At 65.2% G+C, this 17273-nt stretch carries 17 protein-coding genes; 9 read left to right on the forward strand and 8 right to left on the reverse strand.

What is annotated here, in order from left to right:
• Nucleotides 1-31 precede the first annotated feature (31 nt).
• The 9 genes from bamA (at nucleotide 32) to hflX (ending at nucleotide 10301) form a co-directional block, all read left to right on the forward strand.
• Nucleotides 32-2830 (forward strand): outer membrane protein assembly factor BamA, encoded by a 2799-nt coding sequence (gene bamA, locus BLS81_RS17990; RefSeq protein WP_371128302.1) that lies wholly within the window; start codon nucleotides 32-34, stop codon nucleotides 2828-2830.
• Complete coding sequence (locus BLS81_RS17995) at nucleotides 2830-3555, forward strand: OmpH family outer membrane protein (RefSeq protein WP_093225948.1); 726 nt, start codon at nucleotides 2830-2832, stop codon at nucleotides 3553-3555. Before bamA ends, BLS81_RS17995 begins: the two co-directional genes overlap by 1 nt.
• A gap of 10 nt (nucleotides 3556-3565) precedes the next feature.
• Nucleotides 3566-4042: a 3-hydroxyacyl-ACP dehydratase FabZ gene (fabZ, locus tag BLS81_RS18000; RefSeq protein WP_093225949.1), complete on the forward strand. Its 477-nt coding sequence runs from the start codon at nucleotides 3566-3568 to the stop codon at nucleotides 4040-4042.
• Nucleotides 4043-4047: 5 nt separating this feature from the next.
• On the forward strand, nucleotides 4048-4266 hold the full coding sequence (locus tag BLS81_RS18005) for a hypothetical protein (RefSeq protein ID WP_093225950.1): 219 nt from the start codon (nucleotides 4048-4050) through the stop codon (nucleotides 4264-4266).
• A gap of 81 nt (nucleotides 4267-4347) precedes the next feature.
• Nucleotides 4348-4581, forward strand: a complete 234-nt coding sequence (gene rpmE / locus BLS81_RS18010) for a 50S ribosomal protein L31 (protein ID WP_093225951.1) — start codon at nucleotides 4348-4350, stop codon at nucleotides 4579-4581.
• 234 nt (nucleotides 4582-4815) lie between these two features.
• On the forward strand, nucleotides 4816-7026 hold the full coding sequence (locus BLS81_RS18015; RefSeq protein WP_093225953.1) for a sensor histidine kinase NtrY-like: 2211 nt from the start codon (nucleotides 4816-4818) through the stop codon (nucleotides 7024-7026).
• A 3-nt stretch (nucleotides 7027-7029) separates the two neighbouring features.
• Complete coding sequence (locus BLS81_RS18020) at nucleotides 7030-8403, forward strand: nitrogen assimilation response regulator NtrX (RefSeq protein ID WP_093225954.1); 1374 nt, start codon at nucleotides 7030-7032, stop codon at nucleotides 8401-8403.
• Nucleotides 8404-8473: 70 nt separating this feature from the next.
• Nucleotides 8474-9001 (forward strand): RNA chaperone Hfq, encoded by a 528-nt coding sequence (gene hfq, locus BLS81_RS18025; RefSeq protein WP_256326328.1) that lies wholly within the window; start codon nucleotides 8474-8476, stop codon nucleotides 8999-9001.
• Nucleotides 9002-9011: 10 nt separating this feature from the next.
• Nucleotides 9012-10301 (forward strand): GTPase HflX, encoded by a 1290-nt coding sequence (gene hflX, locus BLS81_RS18030; protein WP_093225958.1) that lies wholly within the window; start codon nucleotides 9012-9014, stop codon nucleotides 10299-10301.
• Between the two features lie 17 nt (nucleotides 10302-10318).
• On the opposite strand, the gene mazG is transcribed toward hflX, so the two are convergent.
• The 8 genes from mazG to BLS81_RS18070 form a co-directional block, all read right to left on the reverse strand.
• Complete coding sequence (gene mazG / locus BLS81_RS18035; protein WP_093225959.1) at nucleotides 10319-11062, reverse strand: nucleoside triphosphate pyrophosphohydrolase; 744 nt, start codon at nucleotides 11060-11062, stop codon at nucleotides 10319-10321.
• A 56-nt stretch (nucleotides 11063-11118) separates the two neighbouring features.
• On the reverse strand, nucleotides 11119-11319 hold the full coding sequence (locus BLS81_RS18040) for a hypothetical protein (protein ID WP_093225960.1): 201 nt from the start codon (nucleotides 11317-11319) through the stop codon (nucleotides 11119-11121).
• On the reverse strand, nucleotides 11316-12080 hold the full coding sequence (locus BLS81_RS18045; protein WP_093225962.1) for an MBL fold metallo-hydrolase: 765 nt from the start codon (nucleotides 12078-12080) through the stop codon (nucleotides 11316-11318). The genes BLS81_RS18040 and BLS81_RS18045 overlap by 4 nt, the downstream gene beginning before the upstream one ends.
• A complete protein-coding gene (locus BLS81_RS18050; protein WP_093225963.1) occupies nucleotides 12077-12853 on the reverse strand; it encodes a TatD family hydrolase in 777 nt (258 codons plus the stop codon). Before BLS81_RS18050 ends, BLS81_RS18045 begins: the two co-directional genes overlap by 4 nt.
• Complete coding sequence (metG, locus tag BLS81_RS18055; RefSeq protein ID WP_093225965.1) at nucleotides 12853-14415, reverse strand: methionine--tRNA ligase; 1563 nt, start codon at nucleotides 14413-14415, stop codon at nucleotides 12853-12855. Before metG ends, BLS81_RS18050 begins: the two co-directional genes overlap by 1 nt.
• A 70-nt stretch (nucleotides 14416-14485) precedes the next feature.
• Complete coding sequence (locus BLS81_RS18060; protein ID WP_093225966.1) at nucleotides 14486-15466, reverse strand: DNA polymerase III subunit delta'; 981 nt, start codon at nucleotides 15464-15466, stop codon at nucleotides 14486-14488.
• Nucleotides 15463-16089, reverse strand: coding sequence for a dTMP kinase (gene tmk, locus BLS81_RS18065; RefSeq protein WP_093225968.1), 627 nt, complete (start codon nucleotides 16087-16089; stop codon nucleotides 15463-15465). Before tmk ends, BLS81_RS18060 begins: the two co-directional genes overlap by 4 nt.
• Nucleotides 16086-17249, reverse strand: coding sequence for a D-alanyl-D-alanine carboxypeptidase family protein (locus tag BLS81_RS18070; protein WP_093225970.1), 1164 nt, complete (start codon nucleotides 17247-17249; stop codon nucleotides 16086-16088). The genes tmk and BLS81_RS18070 overlap by 4 nt, the downstream gene beginning before the upstream one ends.
• Nucleotides 17250-17273: the final 24 nt, after the last annotated feature.

The raw sequence follows: 17273 nt of genomic DNA on the forward strand, positions 1-17273 counted from the left end.
CGCGAGTATTTTCTCCGATTTGGGGTGGGAAGTGACAGCGATCAAGGTTTCGACGTTCGGAAAGCATGCGCTCGTCACGCTTCTGGCGGGTACGGTGCTTTCCACGATGCCGAGCGCGGCCGACGCCCAGGGCGGCATGCGCGGCGGGCATCGTGGCGGTGGTCAGCGCGGCGCGGACCCGCGCGGTGCGGCGCAGCCGATTCCGATGCCGCCAGCGCCGACGACCGGTGCGGCGGTGGTGGTCAGCGATCCCAACGCCAAGAAGATCCTCACGCTCCGCGTCGAAGGCTCGCAGCGCATCGAACCGGAGACGGTGCTATCTTACACGCGGCTGCGCGTCGGCATCGCCTACAACAACGAATTGCTCGATCAGGCGATCAAGGATCTGCTGGCGAGCGACCTGTTCGCCGACGTGTCGATCAGCGGTGTCGAGAGCGGCAACATCGTGCTGCGCGTGCGCGAGAACCCGATCATCAACCGGGTGATCCTGGAGGGCAACAAGCGCCTGAAGGAAGACAAGATCACCAAGGAGATCAAGCTCAAGCCGCGCCAGATCTTCACGCGGACCGCCGTCCGGCAGGACGTCGCGCGGATCGTCGAACTGTACCGCCGTCAGGGCCGGTTCGCGGCGGCGATCGAACCGAAGATGGTCACGCTCGACCAGAATCGTGTCGATATCATCTTCGAGATCAACGAGGGGCCGAAATCCAAGGTCCGGCAGATCAACATCCTCGGCAACGAGGTGTTCTCCGACAAGACGCTGCGCGGCCAGATGGCCACCAAGGAAGCGCGGCTCACGACCCTGCTCAGCTCGAACACGAGCTACGATCAGGATCGCCTCGCCTACGACCAGCAGAAGATGCGTCAGTTCTATCTGACCAACGGCTATGCCGACTTCCGCGTCACCTCAGCTGTCGCCGAGCTTACGCCCGACAAGAAGGACTTCATCATCACCTACGTGGTTGAGGAAGGGAAGCGTTACAAGTTCGGCGACGTGACGGTCGATAGCGACATTCGCGACTTCGACGGCAAGAAGGTCGCGGCTGGTCTCTCGATCAAGAAGGGCGACTGGTATGACGCCAAGAAGGTCGAGGACACGGTCGACAGCCTGAACCAGTCGGCTGGTCTGGTCGGCTACGCTTTCGCCGACACGAACCCCGAATTCAACCGCGACAAAGACACGCTGACGATGGGGATCAATTTCCACATCGCCGAAGCCAAGCGCAGTTATGTCGAGCGGATCAACGTGACCGGCAACACGCAGACGCAGGACAAGGTGGTTCGCCGGGAAATCCGCGTCGCCGAGGGTGACGCGTTCAACAGCTTCCAGGTCAAGCGCTCGCAGGACCGCATCAACTCGCTCGGCTATTTCCAGGACAAGTTCGAGATCAAGCAGAGCCAAGGCTCGGCGCCCGACCGGGTGGTCCTCGACGCCAACGTCGAGGAAAAATCGACCGGGGAGCTGTCGCTGTCCGCCGGCTATTCGAGCCTCGAGAGCTTCATCATCCAGGCGTCGATCACGCAGCGCAACTTTCGCGGCAAGGGACAGGAACTGCGCGCCAGCGTCAACTATTCGAGCTATTCGAAGTCGGTCAACCTGGGCTTCACCGAGCCATATCTTTTCAACAAGAACATCGCCATCGGCGGCGATATCTTCCGGCGCGATTACAACGCGTTCAACTATGTCGGCGATCAGCGCCAGACGACCTACACGCAGGTCTCGACCGGCTTCCAGATCCGCTCGGGCGTGCCGCTCACCGAATATTGGTCGCTTGCGGCGCGCTATGGCCTCACCTATGATGAGGTCGGTCTCGACAGGCAATATTTCAACTCCGACGGCAGTTGTAACGTCCTCGCCGCCGGCAGCTATCTGTGCCAGGCGATCGGCAACCGCTGGACGTCGTCGGTCGGCTATTCGCTGATCTTCGATTCGCTCAACAGCCGCTTGCGGCCCACGGCGGGGCAGAAGTTCAGTCTCAGCCAGGATTTCGCCGGGTTGGGCGGGGACGTCCGCTACGTTCGCACGCGCGTCGATGCGACGAAGTACAAGAACCTCGGTGCGGGCTTCATCGGCTCGCTGCATGTCGAAGGCGGCTACATCTTCTCGCTCGAAGGCAAGAAGCCGGCGGGCGTCGACAAGGTGCGGATCACCGACCGCTTCTACCTCGGCGAGCCTGATTTCCCCGGTTTCGACATCCGCGGCGTCGGTCCTCGCGTGACGCGCACGCCGTACACCACCGACGCCTCGGGCAAGCAGATTCTCGTCACCGACCGGAACAGCATCGTCGACGACGCGTTGGGCGGGAACAAATATTACGTCGGTCGGCTCGAGGTGCAGATCCCGCTCGGTTCGGGTGCGCGTGAACTCGGCCTGCGGCCGTCGATCTACGTTCAGGCGGGCGCGTTGTGGGGCGTGACCAAACCGCTTGCGACCGCCAGTTTCCCAACCACGATCGACCCCGTCACGGGCCGCGCCACCGTGCTTCCGCTGGTTCAGCAGGCGCTCGACAGCCAAACCGGCAAGCCGCTTTTTGCGGTGCCTTCGACGGATGCGACCAACGGCGGACTCACCACGACATGCCAGATCGGCTATGCGGCGCCCGGCGGCACGTGCGTCGGCTCGTCGGTCAACACCGCGGTGACGACCACGACCGCGCCGTTCCTGGAACAGTTCCTGGGCAACTCGGCGCAGCCGCGCGTTTCGGTCGGCGCTGGCGTGAACTGGAACTCGCCGTTCGGACCGCTTCGGATCGACGTCGCTTACGCTCTCATGAAGGTGAAGGGCGACGATACCAAGCTTGTTACATTCAACGTAGGGACACAATTCTGATGAACACGTTCAAGAAGCTCCTGATCGGCGGCGCCGTCGTCGTTCCGGCCGCATTCGCAGCCACCACGGCCACCGCGCAGGTTTCGGGCATCGCCTTTTCCGATCCGGAGTCGGTGATCCTCAGCGCCAAGGCGCTCGACGCCGCGAACCAGACGATCGCGACCACCTACAAGGCGCAACTCGATCAGGCGCGTGCGCGGCAGCAGGCGCTCGATACCGAGTTGCAGGCACTGATCGCTCCGATCGATACCAACAAGGACAAGCAGCTTTCCGACGCCGAAGTGCAGGCCGCGCAGGCCGCCAAGAACCCGGCGCTCGCCAAGCTCGAAGCGGCGCAGAAGGCTGGCCAGCAGGAAGTCGGCCGCTTGCGCCAGCCCGCGACGCTCGCCCAGGCCTATGCGATCGAGCAGATCGCGATGAAGTATGATGCCGCGATGAAGGCCGTGGTCGCCGCCAAGAAGGTGAGCTTGCTGCTTTCGGCCGGCACGATCCAGTACAACGCGCCGGACGCCGATCTGACCGACGAGATCAAGGCTGAACTCGACCGCCAGACGCCGACCGTCTCGGTCACGCCGCCCGCCAACTGGCAGCCGAGCCAGCAGACGGGCCAGCTCTTCCAGCGCTATCAGCAACTCGTCTATTACAGCGCGATGCAGCGCCAGCAGGGTGCGGCGGCCGCACCGGGCGCCGCTACGCCGGCCAAGCCCGCGCCGCAGGGTCGTTGATCGCCACGCGATGACTGACGCAGCCGAAGTCCGCACCACCGGCCCGCTCGATATCGCGCGGATCATGGCGGCGCTGCCGCATCGCTATCCGATGCTGCTGGTCGATCGTGTCGAGGAGATCATCCTCGACCGGTCGATCACGGCAATCAAGGCGGTGACGATCAACGAGGGCTTCTTCCAGGGACATTTCCCCGGTCGCCCGATTATGCCGGGCGTGCTGATCGTCGAGGCGCTGGCGCAAGCCGCCGGCGTGCTCGCGGTCGAGAGTCTCGGCCTCGCCGGGTCGGGCAAGCTCGTGTACTTCATGGCGATCGACGGCGCGAAGTTCCGCAAGCCGGTCGAGCCGGGCGTGTTGCTCAAGCTCGAGGTCGAATTCGTCCAGAAGCGCAGCAGCGTCTGCAAGTTCGCTGGGAGAGCGACGATCGACGGGCAGCTCGCGGCGGAAGCGAACTTCACCGCAATGATCGCCGATCCGCCCAAGGCATAGCGTTCGTGAGCGCGCTGACCTGGTTCGGGCTGCTTGCGCTGTCCTTCACCTTGGTGTGTTACGCTCTGGAAAGCCGGTCGTCGTGGTGGACGCTCGGCTTCGCCGCCGGTTGCGTGCTCGGGTCGATTTACGGCTTCCTGCAGGGTGCGTGGCCGTTCGGCGTGGTCGAGGCTATCTGGGCGGTGGTGGCGCTGCGACGCTGGCTCGCGCTGCGTAACGCCTGAGTTGCACTGCCCGCGCGGCTCTGATAGGGGCCGCGCCTTCGCCGCTGGTCGGAAACCAGCGGCTTTCACCGGAGATACGACGTGAAGAGCAACATCCACCCCGATTACCACATGATCAAGATCCAGATGACCGACGGCACCACGTTCGAGACGCGCTCGACCTGGGGCAAGGAAGGCGATCTGATGCAGCTTGAAATCGATCCGCTCGCGCATCCGGCGTGGACCGGCGGCAAGGGGCAGATGCTCGACGCGGGCGGTCAGGTCGCACGCTTCAACAAGCGGTTTGGCGGCTTGTCGCTCTCCGGCAAGAAGTAAGCCTTTCGTCGGCGGTCACGGCGGCAACGCTCGCCAGATCACCGGCAAACTCGACATTGTGGCCGCCGCCGCGCACGCTTCGTTTGACCACGATCGGTGTGCGGCGGCGTTCGCGTATCTGCTATGTGCATGATATCGCAAGGCCCCGGGGTGACGGCGGGGCGGGGCGTGGATCCGCCGACATGAACGATTAGTGTGTTTTCTTTGCAACGGCGACGTTGTAAGGAAAACACGATGGTGTTGCGCGTAGCCTCGAGTTCCAAAGACCGCGTATTTCGGTTCCCCGAATTCGCCGCCGCGATGGAGCTGGCGGCGCTGGCGATCATGGTCGCCATCTCGATCGCGACCTACTCCGTCATCCGCACGCACGCCCTGACGGAGCGTATGGTGCCGCCGGCGTTGAGCGCGTTTCTGCTGCTCGCCAACTTGCTGCCGCTGGTCGCGCTCATCATCCTCGCCGGCCGGCGCATCGCACGGCATCGCGCCCAGCGTTCGGCGGTGGCGGGGGGCGGCCAGCTCCACGTTCGGCTGGTGGCGATCTTCTCGCTACTGGCGAGCATCCCGATCGTGCTGACGGTGATCGCCGCCTCGTTCATGTTTCAGTCGGGCATCGAGTTCTGGGTTTCCGACCGGGCGCGCAGTTCGTTCGAAGCCTCGATGAATATGGTCCGCGATTCGCAGCGTGAGATCATCACGCGCTGGTCGAACGAAGGGCGCGTGATGGCGGCGGATATCGCGAGCGAGGCCGCGCAAATTCCCGTCGGCTCGCCGCGCTTCCCGACGTTCCTGCAATATCAGACCTATCAACGCAGTCTCAGTCAGGCCGCTGTGTTCCGCTATACTCCCGAGGCGGGGATCGAGCCGATCACGGTGGTGGCGGTGCCCGATCTCGCCGTCCTCGCCAAGCGCGCCGACCCGAAGATCCTGAGCATCGTCAAACGGCAGAACCGTGCCTATGTCGATCTCGCCAAGGATATGGTGTGGGTCGTCACCGCCCTGCCGGGGTCCGACAACCTGTATTTGTATGTCGGTACCGGCGAGAACGCGGACTTCCTCAACCAGCAGCATGTTGCCGCCGAGGATGTGCTCAAGGATTACCGCGGTATTCAGTCGCGCGCGCGCGCGCTGCAACTCCAGTTCAACGCCGCGCTGTTCGCAGTGGCGCTGCTGATCGTCGGTGTCGCTGTGTGGATCGCGCTGACCGTCGCCGACCGGCTGGTCCGGCCGATCGACGAACTGGTCGGTGCCGCGCGGCTGATCGCCGACGGCGATCTCACCGCGCGCGTGCCCGAGCGCGAGGAACGCGACGAGGTCGGCACGCTCGCCAACGCGTTCAACCAGATGACGAGCCGGTTGCAGGCACAGACCAGCGCGCTCGAGAGCCGCAGGGCGCTGATCGAAGCGGTGATGTCGGGCGTTACCGCCGGGGTCATCTCGATCTCGCACGACGGCACCATCCGCCTCATCAACCGTTCGGCGGCGACCTTGCTCAAGACTGGTGAGGACAATCTCGTCGGCAAACCGCTATCGCTCGTGTCGCCCGAACTCGGCGCGTTGATCGCGAGCGAAGACCGCGAGGCGATCGTCGAGGTGGATGCGACCGGCGAGGCCAAGACGCTCGCTGTGAAGATCACCCGCGCGGGCGAGGGGCCGATCCTGACCTTCGACGATATAACCGGCCAATTGCTCGATCAGCGCCGCGCCGCATGGTCGGACGTGGCGCGCCGGATCGCGCATGAAATCAAAAATCCGCTCACCCCGATCCAGCTTGCCGCCGAGCGGCTGCAACGCCGCTACGGCAAGCAGATCCCGGCGGATGACGGCACGTTCGCGCGGCTGACCGACACGATCGTCCGGCAAGTGGGCGACCTGCGGCGGATGGTGGACGAATTCTCCTCGTTCGCACGCATGCCCAAGCCGGTGTTTCGCAGCGAATCCCTGCTCGACATCGCGCGACAGACCCTGTTCCTGCATGAGGTCGCGCACCCCACGATCCGGTTCATGCTCCAATATGACGAGCCCGGGCCGATGCTCGTGTGCGACCGCCGTCAGATCGGCCAGGCCCTCACCAACATCGTCAAGAACGCGGTGGAGGCGATCGAGGCGAAAGGCGAGGGCGCGGCGGGCGCTGTGTCGATGATGCTCACGCAGGAAGCCGACGCCGCCACGATCGTCGTTCGAGACAGCGGCATCGGCCTCCCCGCGGCGCGGGACCGGATCGTCGAACCCTATGTAACGACGCGCGCGCGCGGAACGGGGCTCGGGCTGGCGATCGTCAAGAAGATCGTCGAGGAGCATTTCGGCACGATCAGCTTCGCCGACAACGAAGGCGGCGGCACCTGCGTGACGATCCGCTTCGATACCGTGGCGCTCGCCGCGCTGGACGCCGGGGAGGCACCCGCCTCCGAAAGCCGCGCGCCCGACTACAACCAGAACCGGACCTGACCTATGGCACTCGATATCCTCATCGTTGATGACGAGCATGACATTCGCGATCTCGTCGCGGGTGTTCTTGAAGACGAAGGCTATGGCACGCGCACCGCGGCCAACAGCGATGCCGCCCTCGAGGCGATCTCGATGCGACGGCCGTCATTGGTGTTGCTCGACGTCTGGCTGCACGGCTCGCGGCTCGACGGGCTCGATCTGCTCGACGAGATCAAGCGGCGTGATTCGACCATCCCGGTGCTGATGATATCGGGCCACGGCAATCTCGACACCGCCGTCGCCGCGATCCGGCGCGGCGCCGCCGATTTCATCGAAAAGCCGTTCGAGGCCGAACGCCTGCTGTTGATGGTCGCGCGCGCCACCGAGACCGAGCGCTTGCGCCGCGAGGTCGCGTCGCTGCGCGCCGTCGCCGCCCGTGACGCCGATCTCACGGGGAATTCGGCCGCGATCAACGCGGTCCGCGCGACGTTGAAGCGCGTCGCCGCCACGGGCAGCCGCGTGCTGGTGATGGGTGCGGCCGGCGTCGGGAAGGAAATCGCGGCGCGGCTGCTGCACGGCTGGAGCCAGCGCGCCGATGCGCCGTTCGTCATCGTCAACGCCGCACGCATGACGCCGGAGCGCGTCGACGAGGAACTGTTCGGGGTGGAGGAGGGAGGGGATCTCGTCCGCTCGGGGCTGCTCGAACAGGCGCATGGCGGTACGCTGTTCCTCGACGAGATCGCCGACATGCCGATCGCGACGCAGGCACGTATCCTGCGCGTCCTGACCGACCAGAGCTTCACCCGCGTCGGCGGCACGCGCGTCGTCAAGGTCGATGTCCGTGTCGTCTCGGCGACGTCGCGCGATCTGGCTTATGAGATATCCGAGGGACGCTTTCGCGAGGATCTCTATTACCGCCTCAACGTCGTGCCGGTGCAGATCCCGCCGCTCGCAGAGCGGCGCGAGGACATCCCGGCCTTGATCTCGCATTTCGTCGCGCATTACGCGGCGGAGCGCCGCGTTCCCACGCCGGAGATCGCGCCAGATGCGATGGTCGCGCTGCAATCCTATGAATGGCCGGGCAACGTGCGCCAGCTTCGCAACATCGTCGAGCGCGTCATCATCATGGCACCGGGCGACCGGATCGGCCGCATCGACCTGGACATGCTGCCGAGCGAGGTGCTGGGCGACCCCGGCGAGCTCGGCAGCGGCGCGACTGCCATCATGGGATCGCCCCTGCGTGAGGCGCGCGAAACCTTCGAGCGCGAATATCTGCGTGTCCAGATCAAGCGCTTTTCGGGCAACATCTCGCGTACCGCGAACTTCATCGGCATGGAACGTTCCGCACTGCACCGGAAGCTAAAATTGCTCGGCATCACCGAAGGCCGAGAGGAATAGTGGACGAAACCGCCGCGCGCGCCTAGATTGGCGGCGCGACAATCGCACAACCGACGCCGTAAATGGCGCGCTGCGGGAAAAACCCGCCAAGAACAAGGATCGACCGATGGCCGACAAACCAGCCTCCCTACAGGATCTCTTTCTCAACGCGCTGCGCCGCTCCAAGACGCCGGTGACGATGTTTCTCGTCAAGGGCGTCAAGCTGCAAGGCATTGTGACCTGGTTCGACAATTTCTCCGTGCTGCTGCGCCGCGACGGGCAATCGCAGCTCATCTACAAGCATGCCATCTCGACGATCATGCCGTCGAGCGCGGTGGATATCGCCGCGATCGTCAATGCGGTCGGCGAGGCCCAGCGCAAGCAGCCGCTGCTCCAGGAAATTTTCCTCAACGCGGTGCGCAAGTCCAATGACAATGTGACGATGTTCCTCGTAAATGGTGTGATGTTGCAGGGACACATTGCCGCGTTCGATTTGTTCTGCATGTTGCTCCAGCGCGATGGCATGTCGCAGCTCGTCTACAAACATGCCGTGTCGACGATCCAGCCGGCACACCCGCTGAACCTCGCCGATGAGCAGGCCGAGACGGACGAAGATTGAGAGTGATGCTTTGAGTACTGGCTTCGATCGGGACCGCGACGAGTTCGCTCGCGGTGCCCGCGCCATCGTTGTGTATCCCGATCATGGCGCCTCCGCGCGCGACGCCGATGCTCGACTGGAAGAAACGGCCGGCCTCGCGGCGGCGATCGGCGTGACGGTGGTGGAGAAGGTCGCGCTGCGCGTGCGTGCGCCCAAGCCTGCCACGCTGATCGGCAGCGGGCAGGTCGAGCAGCTCGCCACGACGGTGCGGATGGAGGAGGCGGGGCTCGTCGTCTTCGACGCGGCGCTGACACCGGTGCAGCAACGCAACCTCGAGACCGCGCTCGAAGCCAAGGTGATCGATCGCACCGGGCTGATCCTGGAAATCTTCGGAGAACGCGCCGCCACCGCCGAGGGACGGTTGCAGGTCGAGCTCGCGCACCTCGATTACCAGGCGGGTCGGCTGGTGCGGAGTTGGACCCACTTGGAGCGTCAGCGGGGCGGCTTTGGCTTCCTCGGTGGCCCTGGCGAAACGCAGATCGAGGCGGACCGTCGCTTGATCCGGGACCGGATGGCGCGGTTGCGCAAGGAACTCGATTCGGTCAGCCGCACGCGCGGGCTGCACCGCGAGCGGCGCCAGCGCGCGCCGTGGCCGGTGATAGCGCTGGTCGGCTATACCAATGCCGGCAAATCGACGCTGTTCAATCGCCTGACCGGTGCGCACGTGATGGCCGAGGATCTGCTGTTCGCGACGCTCGACCCGACGCTGCGGCAAATCTCGCTGCCCGGCATCGACAAGGCGATCCTGTCGGACACGGTCGGGTTCGTGTCGGAATTGCCGACCCAGCTCGTCGCGGCGTTCAAGGCAACGCTGGAGGAGGTGGTCTCGGCCGATCTGTTGGTCCATGTCCGCGACATCGCGCATCCCGACACGCAAGCGCAGCGTGACGATGTCGAGACGGTGCTGCGCGATCTCGGCGTGAGCGAGACGACACCGCGTATCGAGGCGTGGAACAAGCTGGACCTGCTCGAAGGCGATGCGCGCGAGGACATGCTGGTCGAGGCCAGCCGGCGCGAGGATGTTGTGCCGATTTCGGCGCTGAGCGGGGAAGGGGTCGACACGCTCGTCGCGAGGATCGGCGCGCTGCTGACCGAGGGGCATCGCCGCTATTCGATCACGCTCGAGTCCTCGGACGGTGCCGGCGCCGCATGGCTGCATGCGCATGGCGAGGTCTTGGGACAGGAGGTCGATGGCGAACACGCGCTCTACGATGTCCGTATGGCGCCAAGCGATTATGAGCGGTTCCTGACACGGGGTTAGAAGCTCTGGCGCCCCTGTCAGTTGCGCTCCGACGCTTTCGCCGCCAGCCAAAGGCGCTCCTGGGCATCGAGATCGCGCTCCGCGAAGTTCGCGTCGGCCGCCTCCATCGCTTTGAACCGGCGCTCGAACTTCGCATTCGCCGCGCGTAAGGCCGCTTCGGCGTCGACACAAAGGTGTCGCGCCCAATTCACCACCGCGAACAGCAGATCGCCGACCTCTTCCTCCCGCTCGGCGTGCGTCTCCGCGCCGGCGACCTCGGCAAGTTCCTCGTCGATCTTGGCGCGCGGGCCGCTCGCGTCGGGCCAGTCGAACCCGACGCGCGCCGCACGCTTCTGCAATTTCTCGGCACGCAACAAGGCGGGCAGGCCGATCGCCACGCCGTCGAGCGCACCTGACGCGGCTTTGGCGGCGCGTTCTTCCGCCTTGATCTGCTCCCAGCGATGGTTGCCGCCTTCGGTCGCGTCACCGAAGATATGCGGGTGGCGGCGCTCCATCTTGTCGCTGATCGATGTCACGACGTCCGCGAGTGCGAAGTCGCCGGCTTCCTCGGCCATGCGGCTGTGGAACACGACCTGAAGTAGCAAGTCGCCGAGTTCATCGCGTAATTCCGCCATGTCGCCACGCTCACACGCGTCGGCGACCTCATAGGCTTCCTCGATCGTATAAGGCGCGATCGACGCGAACGTCTGCGCACGATCCCATTCACATCCGAGGACCGGATCGCGGAGGCGGGCCATGATCCTAACCAGACGCTCAATCATCCCAGCCTCTCGCGCAATCCCTTAGTTCGATAATATATATTATGTTAAATGGTGTCTCATAAACCGAGCAAGCCACGCATCCCCGCGCCGACGCCCATCGCCTCCTGCCAAGCCACTACGACGAAAAACAACAGCAGGAAGATCGCGAGCCACGCCAACGCCATCTTGACCATCTCGCCAACCGGCAAGCGCCGTGCGACCAACGCCGAGATCGGCAACAGCAGCATGACCACGTACAGCATGACGTCGCCGGTCATAGGTCGATTTCCAATCCATCGTACGCCGGCTCGATCCCGGCGGGCAGCCGCGCCGCCAGCGTGGCATAATCCATCGACTGATCCATATGCGTCAGCACCGCCCGCCCCGGCTTGAGCGTCTCGATCCAGCCGAGCGTCGTGGCGAGATCGGCATGCGTTGGATGGTGCCGCTCGCGCAACGCATCGACGATCCAGACGTCCAGATCTTCATAGAGCAGCTCAACCGCAGGCGTCATCTCGTTGATATCGGTCGCATAGCCAAGGCTCTTGCCATCCGCCTCGAAGCGCAGCCCGGCCGATGTGATCGATCCGTGCGGTTGATCCACCACGCGGATCGCGATGTCGCCGACGGTGAACGCGTCCTCCAGATCCTCGACCGTCGCGGTCGGCGGATAGCCTCCCGCGCCGGCGAACACGTATGGAAAGCGTGTCATCAGCGTGCGCGTCGTCCAAGGGCGAGCGAAGCCGCGGACGGGTTGGCCGAGCGCGTGATAGACCTGCCGGAGATCGTCGATGCCATGCGTATGGTCGGCATGGTCGTGGGTCCAGATCACCGCATCGACCGTCGCGATCTGCGCCGCCAGCAACTGCGCGCGCATGTCCGGCCCGGTATCGACGAGAATGCGCGTGGCCGCTGTCTCGACCAAAATCGAGACTCGCGTGCGCGCGTTACGCGGATCGTTCGGGTCGCACGCCCCCCAATCATTCCCGATCCGCGGCACGCCCGACGACGTGCCTGACCCGAGTACCCGAACCTTCATGCGCGCACTTTGGTGAACAGCGCGTAGAAGTTTCTTGCGGTCGCCGCGGCAAGGTCTTCGACGCGTTGGCCGCGCAGGGCGGCGAGGAACGCCGCGGTGTCGGCAACGAACGCGGGTTCGCCCGTCTTTCCGCGATGCGGCACCGGCGCGAGGAACGGCGCGTCGGTCTCGATCAGCAATCGGTCGAGCGGTAGCCGCGCGGCAGTTGCCTGCAAGTCCGTCGCGTTCTTGAACGTCACGATCCCCGAAATCGAGATATAGAAGCCGAGATCCAGCGCGATATCGGCGAAGGCGTCGCTCGCGGTGAAGCAGTGGATCACGCCGGGGAAGCCCCCCTGCTCCATCTCTTCGCGCAGGATCGCGGCGGTGTCATCCTCGGCGTTGCGGGTGTGGACGACGATCGGGAGTTGCGTCTCGCGCGCGGCCGCGATGTGCGCGCGGAAGCTCGCCTGCTGGCGCTCGCGATCGCTCTTGTCGTAATAATAATCAAGGCCGGTCTCGCCGATGCCGACCACGCGAGGGTGCGCGGCGCGCTCGATCAGGCGGGCGGTGCCGATATCGGGATGCTGATCGGCCTCGTGCGGGTGGATGCCGACCGTGGCCCACACATCGGCCTCACGTTCGGCGGTGCCGAGCACCATGTCCCATTCGCTCTCCCGCGTGGCGATGTTGAGCATCACCTCGACCCCGCGCGCGCGCGCGTTGGCGAGCACCTCCTGCTGCCGGTCGCCGAGGCCCTTGTAATCGAGGTGGCAATGGCTGTCGGCGAACATCAGGCGTCCGCGTCCGCAGGCAATTCGAGGCGGGGGAACAGGCCGACCGGCTGATCGAGCCGAAAGCCGCTTTCCGCGAGCGGGGAATACCAATGCGAGCCAATCGCCGAGAAGTCGCGCAATTCAGACGCTATTCCCATCCGATCGAGCAACGTCGCGGCGCTGCGCGGGATGATCGGCGCGATCGCAACGGCAAGTTGCGCGATGCAGATGTACAATGTCGCGAGCACCGTCTCCATCCGCGCCGGATCGGTCTTGCGCAACGCCCATGGCGCCTGCTCGTCGATATAGGCGTTGCAGGCATAGACCGCCTGAATCCAATGCTCGGTCGCGTGCGACAGGGCGAGATCGGCGAAGGCGGCGGGCATCGCCTCGCGCACGGCCCTGCCCACCGTCTCGAATAACGCCGCATCTGCGGCATCGTGGCCGTGGATCTGGGGCAGAGCGGCGCCGCAGTTCTTGAAAATTTGCGCGAGGGTGCGCTGCGCGAGGTTGCCGAAGCTGTTGGCGAGTTCGGCGTTGACGCGCGTCACGATCGCCTCGGCCGAATAACTGCCGTCCTGCCCGAAGCTGACTTCCCGGAGCAGGAAATAGCGCACCGCATCGACGCCGAACCGCCCGATCAAATCGGCCGGATCGGTGACGTTGCCGAGCGACTTCGACATCTTCTCGCCGCGGTTGAGCAGGAAGCCGTGGCCGAACACCGTTTTGGGTAAAGCCAACTTCGCGGACATCAGGAACGCCGGCCAGTAAACGGCATGAAAACGCACGATATCCTTGCCGATGAGGTGAAGATCGGCGGGCCAGAATTTCGCCAGCGTCGCGGCATCGCCGGGGTAGCCGACGCCGGTCAGATAATTGGTCAGCGCATCGACCCAGACGTACATGACGTGCCCTTCGCTGCCGGGCACCTTGACGCCCCAGTCGAAGCTGGTGCGCGATACCGACAGATCTGCGAGCCCACCTTCCACGAAACGCAAAACCTCGTTGCGGCGGCTCTCCGGGCGGATGAAATCCGCGTTGGCGGCGTAATGATCGAGCAACGGCTGCTGGTATTTGGAAAGCCGGAAGAACCAACTCTCCTCGGCGGTCCAGGTGACAGGGGTGCCCTGGGGCGAGAGCTTCGCGCCCCCCTCCCCGTCGACCAATTCCTTTTCGTCGTAGTAAGCTTCGTCGCGAACCGAATACCAGCCTTCGTAGCGACTCAGATACAGGTCGCCAGCGTCCGCCATCGCCTGCCAGATCGCCTGACTCGCGCGGTGATGATCCGGCTCGGTGGTGCGGATAAAACGATCATATGACACGTCAAGACTGTCACACATCGCCTTGAACAATCCCGACATTTCATCGGCGAGCGCCCGCACTTCGACACCCTTGTCACGCGCGGTCTGCACCATCTTGAGGCCATGCTCGTCGGTACCCGTCTGGAACCGAACGTCGCGTCCAGCCTGCCGGTGGAAGCGCGCGATCGCGTCCGCGGCGATCGCCTCATAGGCGTGGCCAATATGGGGCTTGCCGTTGGGATAGCTGATCGCGGTCGTGATGTAATAAGGCTCGGACATAGGCGGCTCCTAGAACATCGGGCGGGGCAATTGAAGCCTTCCCCATTCTGGAGACTGCCAGAGCCGGACGCTATTTGGCGAGCGCCGCCACCAGCCCCGCCATTTCATACACGGTTCCCTGCGCATCGAGCGACAGACCGCGTGCGCTGGCCGACAGCGCGCGCGCGGCATCGTAGCTGTCGAGCGCGACGCGCAAGCGCTCGCCATGCCGAACGCGCGCGCTTTCGGCGATGAAGGCGGGCGCGCGATCGAGAAACGCTTCGTAGCGCGGCTGTGCGGCTCTCAAAGCCAGCGCCTTGGCGAGCTTCACCCGCCGCGCGTTGCTGCGGTCCCCGTCCCGCGCGATCGCCGCCAGCGCATCGTCGAGCGCGGCGAGGTCCAGCCCCGCGAAGCCAAGCGCCCGCCCGGGCGATCCGGCGCCGGCGCGCACCAGCGCCGCGACCTCCGCCTCATCCGCATTGCCCAGATGCTCGCGCACGATCCGCGCCATGTCATCGTCGCCGAGCGGATCGAAGCGCAATAGCCGGCAGCGTGACCGGATCGTCGGCAGCAAACGGCCCGGCGCGTGGCTGACGAGGAGGAAGATCGTCCCGGCGGGCGGCTCCTCAAGGCTCTTGAGCAGCGCGTTCGACGCGCCGGGCCGCTCGACATCGTCGATCGCGTCGATCACCACGACGCGGCGCGGCGATAGCGACGGCTTCATCGCGAACATCGGCAGCAGCGCGCGGACCTGCGCGATCGGGATGCTCCGCGCCAACTCCTGCCCCGTTTTGTCGGAATCCTTCGGCAAGCGCTTGAGTTCCCGGTAATCCGGGTGCGATCCCGCCTCGATCAGCCGGCGTGTCTGGTGGTTTTCGGGCACGTCGAAGCCCGGCGGCAGCGCGCCCGGCGTGACCGCGTCGGCAAGCAGCCGCATCGCCGCCGCGCGCGCGAAGCTGGCCTTGCCGATCCCTTCCGGGCCAGCGAACAGCCAGGCGTGGTGGACCATATCCGCCGCCATCGCCGCCGCGAATGCCGCATGGGCCGCGTCATTGCCGACCGGCAAGGTCATGGCAGCAGGTCGGCCAATCCGGCGAGCAACGCCCTGGTGACGCTGTCGGGATCGGTCGCCGCGTCGATCACGCGAAAGCGCGCGGGTTCACGCGTGGCGAAGCGTCGGAACGCGGCGGCGACATCGGCGTGGAAGGCATCGCCCCGCGCCGCGAACCGATCTGCGGCGGCACCATCGCGGCTCTCCGCGCGTGCGCGGCCCTGCTCGACCGGCACCTCCAGCACGAAGGTCCGATCGGGCAAGAGCCCATGCGATCCGAAACCGTGCAGCGCGAGGATCGCCGCATCATCGATCCCGCCGGCCAGTCCCTGATAGGCCCGGCTGCTGTCGAGGTAGCGGTCGCAGATCACCCACGCGCCGGAGTCGATCGCCGGGCGGATCGTCTTCTCGACGTGGTCGGCGCGCGCGGCGGCGAACAGCAGTGCCTCGCTGCGCGCGCTCCAACGATTTTGCGCGCCATGGAGCAGGAGCGCGCGGATCGCCTCGGCGCCCTCGCTTCCACCGGGTTCGCGCGTGACGACCACCGCCAGCCCGCGCGAACGCAGCGCCTCCGCGAGCCGACGCGCCTGAGTCGATTTACCCGCCCCCTCCCCGCCTTCCAGCGAGATGAAGCGACCGCTCAAGCGCCGAACAGCCCCGTCAGCCCGGCCCACACCCGCCCGAAGAAGCCAGCTTCCGCGACATCGGTCGCGGCGACCAGCGGCAAACGCTGCGTCGGCATGTCGGGCGCGGTGACGACCAGATCGGCGATATGCTGACCGGCCTTGATCGGCGCCTTGATCGGGCCGTCATACGCCACCTTGAGCGTCATTTCCGAGGCGACGCCAGCCGGCAGCGTGGCGGTCAAATCCTTGCCCGCGATGAGATCGACATGGTTGCTGGTGCCGAGTTGGACCTCGGCGGTCTCGACTTTCTTGCCCTTTTTCGCGATCGGCTTGGCCTGCCACGAGCGGAAGCCCCAGTTCATAAACTTGACCGATTCCTCGGCGCGCTGGCCGTAGGTTCCGAGGCCCGCCAGAACCATCACCAGCCGGCGGCCGTTCTGGATCGCCGAGCCGGTGAAGCCATAACCGGCCTCTTCGGTGTGGCCGGTCTTCAGGCCGTCGGCGCCGGCGACGCGACCGAGCAGCGGATCGCGGTTCTCCTGCTTGATCGCCGCGCCGGCGCCCAGCGTCTTGCCCCAGGTGAAATCAGGGCGCGAATAGAATTTCTTGTAAAGATCGGGGAAGTTGGTGATCGTCGCCTTGGCGAGCGTCGCCAGGTCGCGCGCAGTCACATAGGTCACGCCGCCGTCGGGCCAGCCGTTCGACGTACCGAAGTGGCTGTTCTTGAGACCGATCTTCTCGGCGTCGCGGTTCATCCGCTCGACGAAAGCGGGTTCCGTTCCGGAAATGCCCTCGGCCAGCACCACGCAGGCGTCATTCCCCGAGAGCGTCACGATACCGTAGAGCAGATCGGCCACGCTGACCTTCTCGCCGGCCGACAGGAACATCGTCGAGCCTTGCGAATGCCACTTCCGCCACGTCTCCGGCTGCATCTCGAACTGCTGGTCGAGCTTGAGTTCGCCCTTCTTGATGAGGTCGAAGGCAACATAGACCGTCATCATCTTCGCGAGCGACGCCGGCGGCATGCGGCGGTCGGCATCCTTCTGGTACAGGATCGACCCGGAGGACATGTCCTCCATGTATGCAACCGGCGCCGGCGTATCGAATTGCGGCGCGGCGGCGAGGCTTGGCTGGACGACGAGCATCGCGAGAACAGAGGCGGCGATCAGTTTCTTCATTTCAGGCGGTCCCGTTACGCTAAA

The organism is Sphingomonas sp. NFR15 (genome assembly GCF_900103265.1).
GTDB lineage: Bacteria > Pseudomonadota > Alphaproteobacteria > Sphingomonadales > Sphingomonadaceae > Sphingomonas > Sphingomonas pollutisoli.